This window comes from Rhodospirillales bacterium (genome assembly GCA_028824295.1).
In the GTDB taxonomy this organism is placed as follows: Bacteria; Pseudomonadota; Alphaproteobacteria; order TMED109; family TMED109; genus VXPW01.
Genome location: JAPPED010000033.1, coordinates 25,665 through 41,390, shown reverse-complemented (window position 1 = coordinate 41,390; position 15,726 = coordinate 25,665). Strand labels below are relative to the sequence as shown.

At 64.9% G+C, this 15,726-nt stretch carries 15 protein-coding genes; 7 read left to right on the top strand and 8 right to left on the bottom strand.

Translation table 11 applies throughout. The annotated features are described in order from the left end of the window. Positions 1-3 precede the first annotated feature (3 nt). Positions 4-1,167, bottom strand: coding sequence for a hypothetical protein (locus tag OXH60_13095; protein ID MDE0713055.1), 1,164 nt, complete (start codon positions 1,165-1,167; stop codon positions 4-6). After that, positions 1,157-2,392, bottom strand: a complete 1,236-nt coding sequence (locus OXH60_13090; protein MDE0713054.1) for a TolC family protein — start codon at positions 2,390-2,392, stop codon at positions 1,157-1,159. The genes OXH60_13095 and OXH60_13090 overlap by 11 nt, the downstream gene beginning before the upstream one ends. A 478-nt stretch (positions 2,393-2,870) precedes the next feature. Between OXH60_13090 and OXH60_13085 the strand changes: the two genes are divergently transcribed. Both OXH60_13085 and OXH60_13080 read left to right on the top strand, forming a co-directional pair. Further along, the gene (locus OXH60_13085) at positions 2,871-3,461 is read left to right on the top strand and encodes a YceI family protein (GenBank protein ID MDE0713053.1); all 591 of its coding nucleotides are present in this window, start codon (positions 2,871-2,873) and stop codon (positions 3,459-3,461) included. A 21-nt stretch (positions 3,462-3,482) separates the two neighbouring features. Next, complete coding sequence (locus OXH60_13080; GenBank protein ID MDE0713052.1) at positions 3,483-4,019, top strand: cytochrome b; 537 nt, start codon at positions 3,483-3,485, stop codon at positions 4,017-4,019. Positions 4,020-4,079: 60 nt separating this feature from the next. On the opposite strand, the gene OXH60_13075 is transcribed toward OXH60_13080, so the two are convergent. The 3 genes from OXH60_13075 to OXH60_13065 all read right to left on the bottom strand — a co-directional run bounded on the left by OXH60_13075 (position 4,080) and on the right by OXH60_13065 (position 6,717). Continuing rightward, positions 4,080-4,871: an enoyl-CoA hydratase gene (locus OXH60_13075; protein MDE0713051.1), complete on the bottom strand. Its 792-nt coding sequence runs from the start codon at positions 4,869-4,871 to the stop codon at positions 4,080-4,082. A 93-nt stretch (positions 4,872-4,964) separates the two neighbouring features. Further along, positions 4,965-5,729 (bottom strand): VOC family protein, encoded by a 765-nt coding sequence (locus tag OXH60_13070; GenBank protein MDE0713050.1) that lies wholly within the window; start codon positions 5,727-5,729, stop codon positions 4,965-4,967. A 145-nt stretch (positions 5,730-5,874) separates the two neighbouring features. Next, the gene (locus tag OXH60_13065; GenBank protein MDE0713049.1) at positions 5,875-6,717 is read right to left on the bottom strand and encodes a branched-chain amino acid aminotransferase; all 843 of its coding nucleotides are present in this window, start codon (positions 6,715-6,717) and stop codon (positions 5,875-5,877) included. A 203-nt stretch (positions 6,718-6,920) separates the two neighbouring features. Between OXH60_13065 and OXH60_13060 the strand changes: the two genes are divergently transcribed. The 3 genes from OXH60_13060 to OXH60_13050 all read left to right on the top strand — a co-directional run bounded on the left by OXH60_13060 (position 6,921) and on the right by OXH60_13050 (position 10,283). Next, the gene (locus OXH60_13060; protein MDE0713048.1) at positions 6,921-7,370 is read left to right on the top strand and encodes a (2Fe-2S)-binding protein; all 450 of its coding nucleotides are present in this window, start codon (positions 6,921-6,923) and stop codon (positions 7,368-7,370) included. Positions 7,371-7,372: 2 nt separating this feature from the next. Continuing rightward, positions 7,373-9,661, top strand: a complete 2,289-nt coding sequence (locus OXH60_13055) for a molybdopterin-dependent oxidoreductase (GenBank protein MDE0713047.1) — start codon at positions 7,373-7,375, stop codon at positions 9,659-9,661. 307 nt (positions 9,662-9,968) lie between these two features. Beyond that, positions 9,969-10,283 (top strand): hypothetical protein, encoded by a 315-nt coding sequence (locus OXH60_13050; protein ID MDE0713046.1) that lies wholly within the window; start codon positions 9,969-9,971, stop codon positions 10,281-10,283. A 5-nt stretch (positions 10,284-10,288) separates the two neighbouring features. Here the strand turns inward: OXH60_13050 and OXH60_13045 are convergent, their stop codons facing one another. The 3 genes from OXH60_13045 to OXH60_13035 are packed head-to-tail and all read right to left on the bottom strand — an operon-like array spanning position 10,289 to position 12,158. Next, positions 10,289-11,113, bottom strand: coding sequence for a fumarylacetoacetate hydrolase family protein (locus OXH60_13045; protein MDE0713045.1), 825 nt, complete (start codon positions 11,111-11,113; stop codon positions 10,289-10,291). 2 nt (positions 11,114-11,115) lie between these two features. Next, positions 11,116-11,916: a fumarylacetoacetate hydrolase family protein gene (locus tag OXH60_13040; GenBank protein MDE0713044.1), complete on the bottom strand. Its 801-nt coding sequence runs from the start codon at positions 11,914-11,916 to the stop codon at positions 11,116-11,118. Between the two features lie 2 nt (positions 11,917-11,918). Further along, the gene (locus OXH60_13035; protein MDE0713043.1) at positions 11,919-12,158 is read right to left on the bottom strand and encodes a CDGSH iron-sulfur domain-containing protein; all 240 of its coding nucleotides are present in this window, start codon (positions 12,156-12,158) and stop codon (positions 11,919-11,921) included. A gap of 895 nt (positions 12,159-13,053) precedes the next feature. Between OXH60_13035 and OXH60_13030 the strand changes: the two genes are divergently transcribed. Further along, positions 13,054-14,712, top strand: coding sequence for a hypothetical protein (locus OXH60_13030; GenBank protein MDE0713042.1), 1,659 nt, complete (start codon positions 13,054-13,056; stop codon positions 14,710-14,712). Between the two features lie 11 nt (positions 14,713-14,723). Beyond that, positions 14,724-15,644, top strand: a complete 921-nt coding sequence (locus tag OXH60_13025; protein MDE0713041.1) for a zinc ABC transporter substrate-binding protein — start codon at positions 14,724-14,726, stop codon at positions 15,642-15,644. Positions 15,645-15,726: the final 82 nt, after the last annotated feature.

The following is a 15,726-nucleotide window of genomic DNA, read 5'->3' as shown; positions in this document are numbered from 1 at the left end:
AATTCAGTCGTCGTCCTCGCGCATGATCTCCGCCCGGAATTCCTCGGCCAAGAGCATCTGGCCACCCCGAATCACGACGCGGGCGTCGAAAGCCAAAACCGACTTCGGGACGAACCAGCTGCGGTCAAGACGGCGGAGCCCACTCAGTGGCAAGCGGTGGAAGCGTCCGTCGCCCAGGTCGCGATAAGCCCAAATGCCGTCGCCATGGAACAACACTGCCCCGGTCGGCAGCACGAATCCCGATTCGAAGCCTTCCGTTCCCCGGAATGTGACCTCGACCCGGAGGCCTGGACGCAAGCCGGCACCTTCGGCCAACAGCACCACCGCATCTGGACCCATACCGGCGATCTCGGCGTATCCCGGCCCGATCGGCTCAGCCGGACGGACAGCATCGCCGGCTTGAATTTCGGCGTGGAAACCGCGCCCGCTGAGGGGCTCGGGCAGCGACACCTGCACCAACGCCCGGCTTCGGTCCGCCAACGCTTCGAGGAGCGGCAAGCGTTCGGCCGCCGCCTCTGCGAAATAGGCGCCCCATCCGTGCCGGATCTTTCGTAGGGTGTGCGCACGTGCGGCCGTGTGCTCCGCCAGGATCATTTGCTCGTCACGCAAGGTGCGTTCAGCCAGATCGACGTCGGCCAGCAGGACCAATCCGGTGTCGTATGCCTGCTGCAGGCGATGGAGTCGATTCCGCAACGGCTCGAGCCTGGCCTCAGACTGGCCGAGCACCAGTTCCGTCCCGCGCAGTGCAGCAACATCGCGGAGAAGGGACGCAACATCGAGGACGGTCCCAAGCTTCGTGTAGCGCTCCACCCAGTTCGCAGCCCGCACGGGCGCCGTCACGACGCCGTTCGCTTCAGCTACACCAGGTGGAAAAATCAGGACGCGTTCTTCGTCACGAAATTCCAGCAGCGCGACCGGTGCATCGTCGTCGTCATCGTCATCGTCATCGTCATCGTCATCGTCGCGTGCCATGCCCAGGCCGTCGACATCGTAATCCGCGTGATCTTCAACCCGAGTGGTCGGCAGCAGTCCGAAGCTCACCGCAGCAAGGACCTCGTCGGGGGCGAAGCGCTGCAGCCCGTACACGGCTGCATAGCCACCTGCGAATGCGGCGATCAGGGCGAGAACTACGCGCATCGATCCGGAGCGGCGGGTTTCATCGGTCATCCCGCGATGGGCGGTGCCAGGGGGCTCCGCGTGGAACCGAATCGTCGCTGAATATCCGTTCCATCGCAAATTCCAGATTGATCAAGGCCATTTGCCTGCGCAACTCCGCCGCTGCCGCCGCCCTGCGAGCCGCAAGCAACCGAAGATCCGCGTCAGGCTTAGCGGCAGCCGGCAACGTGCGCTGACGGATTGCAGTCGCGGTTTGCGCAGCGTACTCGCTGGCGGCGGTGATTTCGGCTTCCGCCGATGCGGATTCCCGGCCCGCCGTGGCCAACTGGGACCATGCCGATTCGGCATCGGCGAGGACCTGTGCCTGCATCTCTTCGAAGGCCAGACGAGCCTCGTCCCGGTGTGCCAGCGCAATCGCGACCCGCGCATCCGTAATCTCGGGCACCGGAACGATGGCGCCGGCAAGACGCAGCACAAGGTCCTTCTGGTCCCAAAGGATGCCTGGCCCCATGGTGATATCGGGAGTCAGCTCGGCCAGCGTCACGCGGAGCCTCGCCTCGGCCGCACCATAGGCGGCAATCTTCACCAGTACATCGGAGCGGCGCACCAGGGCCCGGCGAAGCATCGCGTCGAACTGGGCGGGGTCGACTTGTGACGGCAGCAACTCACCGACCGGTGGCCGGATTCCACGTCCCAGAACCGCCATTCGCGACACGCCAAGAGCAGCCGCAAGTGCGGTCTCGGCCTCCGCCGCCCGCGAGCGCGCCGCGTCGAGCGCGAGCCTGGCCTGCTGGGCAAGGGCGGCCGCTCGCTGGGCGTCTGCCAGACGCGACACGCCGGCCTGAAGCCCCTGCCGCAGCATCGCCTCCACCTGCGTCCGTAGTTCGACATCTTCCTCGGCAAAGGCGATTTCAAGGCGCGTGTGCTCGATGCGCACAAGAGCCTTCAGGATATGGTCGCGTACCTCCCATCCCACGCGCTCGAGAGCCCATTGCGCCGCTACGCGTTCGGCAACCGCAGCGTCAGTTCGGGCTGTCCGCAGGGTTTCGCGGGTAAAGGGTCGTTCGACCGACAATCCCAAAGTCCAGGGCGCCCCTTCCGTGTGGTACTCGACTTCCGGTGCGTACAGGAACGGCTGGTTAACCTCCGTCAACTGCACGGACGCAGCCATGTGGGCCAAACGGGCCTCCGCCCGGCGGCGGGAGGGTGCGTACTCGATAGCGGCCAGCACCAGGGCTTCCGCGTCGATCGGCCCATCTCCGCCAGGCAACGCCATCTGGAGACGATCAAATGCGGCGACCTCAGGGTTTAGGGGCTTGGGCGGTACCTCTGGGCTGTTGCATGCAGCGAGGGCCAGCGCGCAAGCCACTGCCTGCCCGAGCCTCCAGTACACTCCAACCTGACCCGGCACAGTTAGTGGTCGCTCCGCACGGCCTCCGAAAGCCGCCGCTTCGCGCGGCCGGCAAGGCGTCCGAGTTTTCGGGCCGGCGACGGGTCGTTGACGATATCGCGCGCCTCGCGAACTGCCGAGGCAGCAGTCTCCGCGGCTGCCTTCCGAACACGCGGGTCCGCCGCCGCCCGACGAAGCAATAGACGCACAACTGGTCCAGCAAAAGACATAGGCATCTAGCATACCACTGCCCATTCGCCGAACCGACCTGCGCCGGTTAACGGGGCAGCGTCGGGACGCCGTGCCCGCCGCCTGCCTGCTTGCTACTCTCACGCCATCTTCTCCCGGAACCGCCGTGCCTCCCATGACGTATCGAACCACCACGCCCGTCTTCCTTGCCGCCGTGCTGGCTGCCCTCCTCTCCACGGGTCCGGGCATTCCAGCGAGTGCGGCGGAATACACGGTCGACCCAAGCCACTCGTTCATTCAATTTCGGACCCAGCACCTAGGCTTCAGCTGGCTGGTCGGTCGCTTCAATCGCTTCGAGGGAAGCATGACCTACGATCCGCAATCCGGGCCAGATGTGCAGAGCATCCGAGTCACCATCGACGCGACCAGTCTCGACACCAATCATGCGGAACGAGACAAGCATCTGCGCAACGAGGATTTCTTCAACGTGGACGAGTTCCCCGAGGTGACCTTCGTCAGCACCGGCTTCCAGGGGAACGCGGACGGCGGCACCCTGACCGGAGACCTGACGTTGCTCGGGGTAACGAAATCCATCTCGTTCCCCGTCCGCCTGATCGGTGAAGGGAGTGATCCCTGGGGAGGCTACCGCGCGGGCTTCGAAGGCACCTATGTCCTCAAACGCCGGGACTTCGGCATGGACTACAACCTGGGGCCGGCGGCAGAGGAAGTCGAAATCCACCTGATGCTCGAGGCGATCCGGCAGTAGCGCGGCGCCCGCCACCACGTCGTGCTGTACAACACCGAAAGCAGCTACGGCCTGGCGAGCAAACTTCTTCACTGGCTCCTTGCGGCCGGGATCATCGGACTGACCGCGCTGGGTGCCTGGATAGTGGACCTGAGCTACCTCGACAGCCGGTACAACTTGGCGTTGTCGCTGCATCGCTCGCTGGGAATGGCCGCGCTGGGATTGGCCGTCCTGTTCGCCGTCTGGAAGTTCGTATCGCCGTCCCCGCCGCTCCAGGCCGAACTCCGCGACTGGGAACGGCACGGGGCACGCCTCACCCACGCCCTGCTGCTGTGCGCCGTCTTTGCCCTACCGGCCTCCGGCTACGTGATCTCGACCTCGGCCGGCGCCGGTTTTCCGTTTCTCGACCTGTTCGTGATCCCGGCCGTCTTCCCGCAGTCGGAAACCCTGCGGGATCTGGCCATCGGCGTGCACGCGGCCGTCGCCTACGGACTCCTGCCGGTCGTGGTCATCCATGCCGGCGCCGCCCTCAAACACCAATTTGTCGACAAGCACGGCACGCTCAAGCGGATGCTCTGATTCCGCCGCGGCTGTCCCGCCCCCGGTGGGGCGCCGGATCCGGCAATCGCACGCCGAGCGCTAGCGGCCGCTGAACTCGGGCTTCCGCTTTTCGACAAAGGCCTTGGAGGCCTCCAGGTGATCTTCGGTAAAGCCCGAACGTGTGTGGTTGCGGGCTTCCATGTCCAGCGTCTCGGATAGGGAAGCCGTCCAGGCGCCGTTGAGATTTTGCTTCATGTAGCCCAGCGCGACGCGGGGCCCCGAGGCCAGCCCCTCCGCCAACGCCCGGGTCTCGGCTTCGAGGGCGTCACTGGCCACCACGCGATTGAGGATCCCCAGTTCAAGAGCGTCGGATGCCGTGAGCCGGGCGGCCGTGAGATAGAGTTCCTTGGCCTTGCCGGCACCAACCAGTCGGGACAAGAACCAAGATCCACCGAAGTCGCCCGACAGCCCGACCTGTGCAAACGCAGTTGTCATCAGCGCGGTCTCGTCGCCAATTCGGAGGTCGCAGGCCAGGGCCACCGACAGCCCGGCCCCGGCGGCGGGACCGCGAACCATGGCCACCACCGGCTTCGGCATCTCGTAGATCACGCGGCTGACTTCCATCCTGCGCCGCAGCGCCTGCATCCGGCCCTCGAGGCTGGCTTCCCGAAGTGACCCCTGCGCCATGCCCTTGACGTCACCGCCGGCGCAGAATCCGCGTCCCGCTCCGGTCAGCACGACACAGCCGACTTCCTCATCCGCAGCCAATCGAAGCATGGAGGCAAGGAGACCATCCAGCATCTCGTTGCTCATCGCGTTCAGGCGATCCGGGCGGTTCAGGGTGAGCCATGCCACGCCGTTGTCGCGTGATTCCAAAAGATGATCAGACATTGCCTATAGCCTCCGGAGCCTTTGGTCTGAATTAGCGGGACCCATCAGGAATGCAGTCAGTGGGCATCGTGGCGCGCCACCTTCGCCAATGCCTCACACGAGTGCAAATTGCATTCCAGCGACCCGAATCACGTTCCCATCTTGAGGGAAGCCTTGGCTGCGTGCGCTGGCGATCGCCGCGTCAGAATCCGCGGCGGCCAGATCCAGTCCCGCCAGTCCCTCGCCCCGCCCGTCGGACGCGACGACAAAGCGAAGATCCGCGTTGGCAAGGGGCAGGGTCGCCACCCCCGCCGCGTCCCGGATCAGTGGGATTTGCGCGATCTCACTCCAGCGCGCCGCCAAGGCGTCAGGATCAGGGCTTTGAATCTCTGCCGCTGCGATCGCCGACACCACACCCGTGCGGACGTACGGTTGCCAATCAGGGCCCGCCGGATGCCACGCGCCGTCCCCAGAATCACCGTCCTCCTGGCGATCGATCTCGAAGAACGTGCCGCCCGTGTCCTTGGGATGAAGCTGCATGCCCTGAAACTGGCCGTAGGAAAGGCGGTTGGCGACACGGACGCCGAGTTCATCGACCCGGCTCCGGCGGCGATCCAAATCGTCGCACTGGGTAATAACCATGTAGCCGCCGTCCCCGCCGCGCCGCTCCAAGTAGCGGCCCGCCGCGGTTCCCGGCCGGGTCGGCGCCACTACTTCCAGAAACTGGCTGCCGACCGGCATCAAGGCGTTCACGAGCCCGTATTCGGCAACGGCGTCGTCGACGTGGCAGACCGCGAGCCCAAAGACCCGGCACAACGCATCCACGACGGGATCCAGATTGCCGGCGACGAGGCAGATCTGCCGAAGTCTCAACTGCATGGCGACATCCCCTTGAAGCTCGGCATTCTGGCGGGCCGGCGCCGGCCCGCAAGTTCACCGATCTGTCCCTAGCAACCGGCACCGGTCCAGAGACGCCATGACCCTCCGGGGGCCGGCACTGCGAGGACCGCCGAGGTGTCTCGTCCTACAACGGCTCCGTCTTGGCATACGCCCAGTACGCCTCTCTGGCCGCACGATACAGGGGGCCCACGGGAAACTCGTGATCGTCGACGCGGGTAATCGGCAGCACCTTGCCCCAGTTCCCGGTGCTGAACACCTCGTCGGCCCCCATCACGTCGTCCAGCGAAACCGTCTGCTCGACGACATCGATTCCGAGCTCGCCCAGGAGAGCAGATACCCGCAACTTGGTGATTCCGTTGAGAAACGTCCGGTTCCAAACCGGCGTGATCGCGACTCCGTTGCGACCCAGCCAGATGTTGGCCGACGCAAGCTCCGCCACATTCCCGTCGCCATCCAGCATCAGCGCATTGTCGAAGCCCCGCCGCTCGGCGTCCTGCAGGGCCCGCGATCCGTTGGGATAGAGACACGAAGCCTTGGCTTCGGTCGGGGCCATGTCCGGTCCGGGGCGACGAAACGGGCTCACGGTGATCGATCGCCCGTGCGCAGCCGGCATCGCCATCCGCATGAGTGACAGCAGGAAACGGGTGCTCCCCGGCTCCGGCGTGAGGAATCCGCGGGCCGCATACAGGGACGGACGAATGTAGAGTTCAGCACCCGTCTCGAATCGGCGCGCGCCCTCGCGCGCGAGGCTCTCGACCGTCGCTGCATCGACGGGCTGGTCCAATCCCATCACCGCGGCTGACCGAAGAAGACGCTCGCAATGGCGGCCGAGATCCGGGACACAATCGTTGAACAGCCGCGCGCCGTCGAATACGGCCGTGCCGTGCATGTAGCTCTGGCTGAGGGCGCCGATGAGCGGCGGATCACCCTCGTGCCAGGTTCCGTCCGCATAGACGAGACTGTCCATCATTCCCTCCAGGCGCGACCTCAGGCCCCGCCACTTTGGAGCCGCGACCGTACGAATTGCCCCGATTTGGACTTGCGCGCCTTGCAAAGTACCATGGGGCTGCTGTCGACGTAGCGGCGGCTCCCAGTTGGAGGGGTTGCTACGCCGACCACCAGTTCCGGGTTCGCGGCCGCGGGTCCGGATACAACGAGGAGGAAGTTGACATGAATTTGACTGTCAACGGCAATCCGCAGGAATTCGGCGGCGACCCGAACATGCCCCTGCTGTGGTACGTCCGAGATGTGCTCGGCCTTACCGGGAGCAAGTTCGCGTGCGGCACCGGTCTCTGCGGGTCTTGCACCGTCCACGTGGACGGTGAAGCGGTGCGGGCGTGTGTCACGCCTGTGTCGGCCGCTGAGGGCATGGAAGTGACCACGATCGAAGGGCTGGACGCGGAGGGCAACCACCCCGTACAGCGGGCCTGGCGTGCTCACAACGTTCCCCAGTGCGGCTACTGTCAGTCTGGACAGATCATGCAAGCGGCGGCCCTGCTTTCCCAGAACCCGGATCCGTCGGATCGGGAGATTCTGGACGGCATGAGCGGCAACATCTGCCGCTGCGGCACGTACCAGCGCATTTTCGCTGCCGTGAAAACGGCCGCGAAGGAGGTCTGACCATGACCATGCTTACTAATCTGAGCCGACGCACGGTTCTGAAGGGCATCGCCGGTACCACTGGATTCGTTCTGGGTGCCCGGCTTGGTTCCGATCAGTTGCTGGGCCTTCCCGCAAACGCGGCGGAAGGGAAACTCGAAGCCAACCTCTTCGTTGCGGTTGACGGTGACGGGTCCGTAACGATCACCTGCGCCCGGTCCGAAATGGGTCAGGGTGTCCGCACCTCGCTGCCGATGATCATCGCTGACGAGATGGAAGCCGACTGGGCTCGCTGCTCGGTCGTCCAGGCGGACGCCGAACAGAAGTGGAACGACTTCGGCCAAGAGCTCGACACGGACGGCTCCCGTTCGGTCCGTCGGGACATCAATCACCTGCGGGCCGCCGGTGCGGGCGCGCGCAAGATGCTTGAGATGGCTGCCGCCGAAATGTGGGGCGTGCCAGCTGAAGAGTGCGTTGCGCAGAACCACCGCGTGAGCCACGCTACAAGCGGCCGTTCCGCCGACTTCGGCGAGCTCGTCGCCACGGCTGCCGGCCTCGAGGCTCCGGACCCGGCTACGGTCCAGGTCAAGGACCGCAGCGACTGGAAGTACATCGCCAACGAATCCGCCTTCACGCCGGACGCGTACGTCGACCTGGTCGACATGACCACCGGCAAGGGCATGTTCGGTGCGGACACGATGCTGGACGGCATGAAGACCGCTGTGGTCGCGCGTTCGCCGGTGTACCGCGGCAAGGTCGAGAGCTACGACGACTCCGCCGCCATGGCGATCACGGGCGTCCGCGGCACGATCGAGCTGCCGATGCCGGACCTGCCGATCGCGTTCAAGCAGCTGGGCGGTGTCGCCGTTATCGCCGACAACACGTGGGCTGCCCTGGAAGGCCGCAAGGCGCTCAACGTCCAGTGGTCCGAATCGGAGAACAGTGCCCTCGACAGCCCGTCGTACGACGCTGCGCTCCGCAAGGCGGCAGCCGAACCGGGTACCACGATCCGTGAACGCGGCAGCTACGAGCTGGCCCGTGACAAGGCGTCGGCGAAGGAGTTCACGCGCGAATACTTCGTGCCGTACTTCATCCACATGCCAATGGAGCCGCCGGCAGCGGTCGCTAACTACCAGGACGGCAAGGTCGAGATCTGGGCAGCCTCCCAGCATCCGATGGCGGTTCGGGACACGATCGCCGAGGTACTCGGCATCGAGAAGGAAAATGTGCTGGTGCACATCACCCTGCTCGGTGGCGGGTTCGGTCGGAAGTCCAAGGCGGACTACGCCGTGGAAGCGGCTTACCTCTCACGCGAGGTAGGCGCCCCGGTGCGCCTGGTCTGGACCCGTGAAGATGAAATCCAGAACGGCTACTACCACGCCGCGAGTGCCCAGAGCGTCAGCGCGGTCATCGACGCCGGCCGGGTGTCCGGATGGCGGCACGGTGTGGCGTTCCCGTCCATCCTGGGTCTGTGGGTCCCGGAACAGAAGATCGGGTTCAACATTGAGCACGGTCTTGGCCTGATCGACATGCCCTACAACTCGATCGAGAACATTCGGATCGAGAACGGGGATGCGAACCTGCACACCCGGATCGGCTGGTACCGCTCCGTGAACAACATCCAGCACGCCTTCGCGATCAACAGCTTCGCGAACGAGTTGGCGCACGAGATCGGCCGCGACCCGGTCGAGTTCCAGCTTGAGCTCATCGGTGAGCCGGCAATCATCGACCTGACGAAAGAGAAGGTCGAGGATTACTGGAACTACGGTGACCCGATCGAGGACTACCCGATCGACACCGGCCGTCTGGCCGGCGTGCTGCGGAAAGCCCGTGACGTCTCCGGATATGGGAAACCGCTTCCGAAGGGGCACGGTCTTGGTCTCGCGGTGCACCGCTCGTTCCTGTCGTACATCGCCCAGGCGGTGCGCGTGCAGGTCGCGGACGATGGAAACTACTCCATCACGCGGGTCGACACGGTGCTGGATTGCGGTCTGGGCGCGAACCCGGAACGGATCCGGGCCCAGTGTGAAGGCGCTGCCGTTTACGGCAACACCATCGCACGCCAGGGCATCATCAGCTATGCCCAGGGTGCTGTGGAGCAGAGCAACTTCCACGACTACCCGGTGACGCGGATCGACGACGCTCCGCTCAACGTCCACCTCCACCGGATCGAGAACGATCACATTCCGAGTGGTGTTGGCGAGCCGATGGTCCCGCCGTTTGCCCCGGCGCTGGCCAACGCGATCTTCGACGCGACCGGCAAGCGGGTTCGCAACCTGCCGATCCGTCCGGAGGACATCACGGCAGCCTGACCTAGAACCGGAACCTGGGCGCGGTCCATCCGCGTCCAGGCATTCCAGTCAGCTATTCGAGGCCGGACGGGCGATGCCCGTCCGGCCTTTTTTCATGTGCGCAGCGCGATTGGAACAAGGCCGATACGTTTGCGTGCTCCGCGTCAACCCGACGAAGGTGATCCTCGGTGCTTCGGCCAACGGCCAAACGACCAAGAGGACGCCAGCCCGCTGACGGTCTCGAGAGATTGCAGGCGGAGCGCCGCCCCCCTCTCGATCACTGCCCCTGGCACTTGGCAAGTGTGGTGCTTCGGTGCACCATAGGCCCATGCACACCGCATTCCGAAACGCAGTTGCCTGGGTCGCGTTTAGCTGTCTGACCGCGATCGCCCACGCGGGTGAAGAGATCCCCGTTGACGGCTTCGAGATGCTTCGGGTCTGCGCGTGCGACTGCGTCAATCAGTACGAAGTGCGGGTGCACCGGCCCGAAGACGCGGACCTGGCTTGCCGTGGACTTCGCGACGACGGCCAGTGGACCGACGTCAAGCAATCGCCTTACACGCCGGTCGAGACGTCCACGTTACTGTTCCACAGCCGGGACCGGTTCAGCCAATTCCTCTGCGAGCGCCGCCCCAGTCTCTGAACGGGTCAAGCGGCCCCCGGTTGAACCTCAAGCGCCAGTTCCGCAATGCCAAGCGCGTCATTGGCGACCGCGATTCGATCGCCAGGGCCCAGTGGAAACGGATCACCCGGGGATCCCAGCAGCACGACATCGCCCGGCTCAAGTTGTCGACGGCGGACATTGAGATGAGTCGCGACCCAGGACACGATTTCGTACGGATGAGCGAGATAGGTCGACGTGCTGGCCACGCCCACGTCACGCCCGTCCAAGGTGGTGTGGAGTTCGAGGCCATCGAGTTCCAGCGCGCCGAGGTCATCAGTTTCCGGGCCGAGGATGCCCAGGGCTGAGCCGGCCAGGTCCGCGATACCCAGCCCGATCGTGTACGCAGCCAGCCCGGAAATGTTGCGGTCGTCGTAAATCACGACGGCCAACGCCGCCGCTTCGACGGCCGCGGCCGCCGATTCACGGCTCCAGGGACCATCCTCGGCCGACATTGGCTGCTTGATTCGCAGTGCAAGTTCGGCGCCCGCCAGCGGGTTATGCGTGTCGCCGACAGGCAATCCGAACGGGGAAGCGTGCAGGTCCCGATCCCAGACAGGCCCGACCACCGGATGCACGACGCCGTGTTGCTTCTGCTGGGCATCCGTGGTCAGCGCGATCCGCCAGCCGCCGGGTTCGGTCCCCCGAGGGCGCATGCGCCGGACAATCGTATCCTGAACGCGATAGGCCTCCGCCATCGTCTGCGGCGTCAGGCTGTCGTCCCATGTCCCGTCAAACGCGGTGCCGTCGGCGCGACCAGCCAAGAGATGTTCCACGAGTCGGTGGACCCGGACCTCTTCCACCATCCCCATGTTTACGTCGTCCCGTCGGGGGCAAGCGAGAACTCAACGGGATCAAGTCCATCAACCTCCCACCGAATCGCCTCACCCGGTTGCGGCCAGACGGTCACCGCCAGGCTTCCCGTCATGACGATGTCACCCGCCCGCAGGCTCCGGCCGCGTCTCGCCAGCGAGTTCCCCAGCAACGCCAGGACGTGCAGCGGACCACCCAGCACGTTCTCGCCGACGCCCTCCCCCGCCGGCTGACCGTCGATCGTCAACCGCCCGGAAACACGCGCGAGATCGATCGTCGGTGTGTACGCCGATTCGCGCCCGAGCGCGCAGCCGTAGTTCATCGCGTTGTCGGCCACGAGGAGCCCGATGGTCGCGTCCGCGCCCGCATCCCGATCGTCGACGATCTCGATCCCGGCCATGTACCCGCCGACGGACTCGGACACCGATTCTGCGGTAAACGGAGCCTGGTCCGGCGTGAGCGACTCGCGCATGCGGAGGACGATTTCGCCCTCCGCACCCAGATGACGGTACTTTCCGGGATCCAGTCGTTTCCCCGATGCATGCACGAGGGGCCCGAAGATGGCGCCTTCGGCCGGCTCGTCCACACCAAACATTGCCTGCATGGCCGGATTGGTGAGCGCGACCTTCCACCCCGCCACCGGGCCGTCGCCCGCATCAAGGTGAAGCTGGATCAGTGCATCCTGCACGCGGTACGCCGCATCCCGGTCCGCAGGTACCGCTCCCGATGGGAGTTCGTGCTGGGGTCGAAGCTTGCGCCGGTGTTCCAGCAGCACCGCTGCCGATTGCTCAGTCGTCCACATGGTCAAAGCATGTTGTGGGTGCCATCACAGTACGGCTTGTCGCCGGTCGACTTGCACCCGCACAGGAACACCGTTTCTGATTTCTCTGCCTTCCATACGACCGGCGAGAACTCTGTGTCCCGGTGTGAGCCATCACACCAGGGCTGCTTCTCGCTTCTGCCACAGGCACACCAGGCGTAGTTCTTTCCAGCCTCGACTTCGACGCAGAAGGGCTCCTCTTGGGCAACGATTGGGGAACTCATTCGCAATCCTCCTCGTCAAGCCAGTGTACTTGGCCGACCACCGTCCGCAATGCTGGCGCTCCGCCGGCCGCCGATAGCAAGCACGATTGAAATCACGGAATCTATGCGGATTCCTGCTTTCGTGGATCCGAAGCTAGCAGTGCGCAGGGCGCACACACCGCATCGGAAAACTGAGCATCGGGCGGGTCGGAACACGAGCCACCGCTCTGGTTGTGGGCCCGGCGCGGCCGTCAGGAAACAGGCTTGCCGGTGCGACTGGATCCTTCACGCCAGCCCGCTAGCTGGGGGCTGGACAGGTCATGTAGTCTGACGAAATGGCTCGCTACGCTGGTCACAGGATCACGTCCCTGACCCGAAGCTGCCTCTGCGTCCCGCTCGCTGTCGGTCTACTGGTTGCGCAAGTCGCCGCCAGCCACCATGCGGTGGAGTTCGGCCACGACGAGCATTCGCACGATGAGCAAGGGCCATGCGAGTTCCCGCTTGTTTCTGCAGAGATTTCTCTTCTCCCTATTACTCTGCAGGATCGCGCACTCAGCTTTCTCGAGCCGCCAACCACGACCACCTCGCTTCCGGTCGCGACTCGCACACTGCGAGCAAACCGCATCCGCGCTCCTCCGATGTCCGCCTGACCTGAGACCTGCGAGCCGGGCAACTGGTGCTCGCACCGACCGCGAGCACGATACGTGCGGAGCAGGTGAGAATGATTCCGTGCGCGGCCCGCAGGGGTCACCTTCCGGTACTCGAGGCAGGGCAACGGTTGTTACTATGTAACAGCTGTTATAAGGTTTCATCCGCTCCGGGAGTCCGCCCGGAGACCTTTCAAACGGCACATCTGTTGTGCGGGACGAGGAAACCGACGCCCAACTCTCGCTCGGAACAGGAAAAGGCTTTCGACATGCGCACCATCGTCCAGGCTCTGTGGACAGCAGGCCTCTCGTCCATCATGGTCTGCATCGCGCTTCAGGCGCACGCCCAGGATTCGGCACCGACGGCAGAGGAACTCGCTGCCGAGATCCAGGCCATCAAGCAGGAATACGAGGCCCGCATCCAGGCCCTGGAAGGGCAGCTCGAGGCCATGACGACTACCCCGGCCCAGCCCGCACAGCCAGCGGTCTCCCCGATGGGGCGCAAGGCATTCACCACGGACAATGTCTTCAATCCCGCGATCGGCATGGTCCTGGATCCCCGGTACTCGACCCAATCTGAGGCCTTCGCGCCTGCCGGATTCCAGGTGGGACACGGTGCCGAACGTCCTGTCGAAGGTTTCTCGCTGGGCCACCCCGAATTCACGCTGACCGGGAATGTGGACGACAAGTTCTTCGGGGCCGCGACGATCGCGTTGGAAGTCCCTCCGGGCGAGTCGGTCGAACTGGAGGTGGAGGAGTTCTACATCCAGACGCTGCCGGGCGCCGGTCTGCCGGACGGGGCACGAATCAAGGCCGGGCGGGCGCTGTGGACCTTCGGGTACCTCAACGAGATCCATTTGCACGCCGACGATTTCTCCGACCGTCCCATCCCCTACCGGGCCTTCCTTGACCACTCGTTCAACGACGACGGCCTTGAGCTCTCCTACGTCCTGCCGACCGACATCTACGCCGAGGTCGGCGGCGGGTTGTTCCGCGGCGACGACGTCCCCTTCGCAGGTTCGGCGAACGGCCGCAATGCCTGGTCTGTCTTTGGGCGGATGGGCGGTGACTTCGGCCGCAACGGTGCGTGGCGCATCGGCGCCTACATGATGGCAGGCGAAGCTCACAACCGCGCTGGCGGCCACGACCACGCGCATGGCGGGGAGGAAGACGAACACGGCCACGATGCGCACGACGACGACCACGACGCGCATGATGACGATCACGCCGCACACGACGACGACCACGACGCGCATGATGACGATCACGCCGCACACGATGATGACCACGACGCGCATGACGACGACCATGACGCGCACGACGACGATCACGACGACCACGCTGAAGACGAAGGTCTCGCGGCGTGGGCAAATATCGACGCGTTCACCGACGGCGAGTTTTCGGGCGACGCGACCATGTATGCCGTCGACGCCCGTGTGACCTGGGCGCCCACGGGCAATCCCCGCGAACAGGAGGTGATCCTTCAGGGCGAGGTGTTCTGGCGGGTAGAGGACGGCTACTACAGCCTTCCTGGCGAGTACGACACCCCGACATTCACCGATTCGACCGCCATGGGGTTCTACGTGCAGGGCATCTACAAACTCAATCGCAACTTCAGGATTGGTGCCCGCTACGCGCGGCTGACCCCACCGGACATCCCTGGGTGCGTGCTGCACGGCGACCATTGCGAACATGACCTTGTCACTCCTGCACTCGACGACTCCGTTGGCTACGCGGTCATGGCGGACTGGACCAACAGCGAGTTCAGCCGCATTCGGCTGCAGTACAACCGCGAGGAAGTCCAGAATTTCGTCCATGGCAGGTTGGACGCGCACGGCGAAGATGCCCCAGTATTCGTCGAGCAGGATGACCAGATCCTGCTGCAGTACATCATGAGCCTCGGCGCCCACGCGGCCCACACGTTCTGACGGAGGGCGCGATGCATCGTTTCCTTACACGCACCCTGGTGGCGGGCTGCCTGGCGGCAGCGGCAGCCCTGTCCACGCTCCCGGCCTCGGCGGAGGTGCGGGTATTCGCCTGCGAACCCGAGTGGGCTTCCCTTGCCCAGGAAGTGGGCGGCAGTGACGTGACCGTGTACTCCGCGACGCACGGCGGGCAGGACCCCCATCACATCCGCGCCCGGCCGAGCCTGATCGCCCAGATCCGCCGGGCGGACCTCCTGTTCTGCTCCGGGGCCGAGCTTGAGGTCGGCTGGCTCCCGGTCCTGATGCAACGGGGCGGACGACTGGGCATCCAGCCGGGACAGCCGGGCCACCTGATGGCGGCCGAACACGTGGAGGTCCTGGAACGTCCCACGGTCATCGACCGCAGCATGGGTGACGTCCATGCAAGCGGCAATCCGCACGTCCACGCTGACCCCCGCAACATCACGGTGCTTGCCAGCGAGGTCGCCGCACGCCTCGGCGCAATCGATCCTGATCGTGCCGATGCCTACCAGTCCCGGCTGGCGGACTTCCATGCCCGCTGGGACAACGCAATGGCGCAATGGGAGCCCCGCGCGGAAGCGCTCCGTGGCACCCCGCTGATCGTTCAGCACGCCTTCTGGGCCTACCTTTTCAACTGGTTGGGCTTGGAAAAGGTCACCTCCATGGAGCGCGTGCCCGGCATCCCGCCGTCCGCTCCATACCTTCAGGAAGTGCTCCAACATTCCCGTTCGACGGAAGTCAAGGCCATCGTTCGTGCTAATTACGAGCCCACCGACGCCGCGGAATGGCTGTCGGAGCGAAGTGGCCTCCCGCTCGTGGAGCTGCCCTCCACGGTGGGTTCCTTCCCCGAGGTCACGGACCTCTTTTCGTACTTCTCCGAGATCCTGACCCGGCTGGAGGCCATTCCCGACTAGTCTGCTTCGGTACCGGGGCTTCAGCGACAAACCCGATAGCGATACCAGACTCGAGTTTGCGTCCGCGTTTCTGATCGCTTCG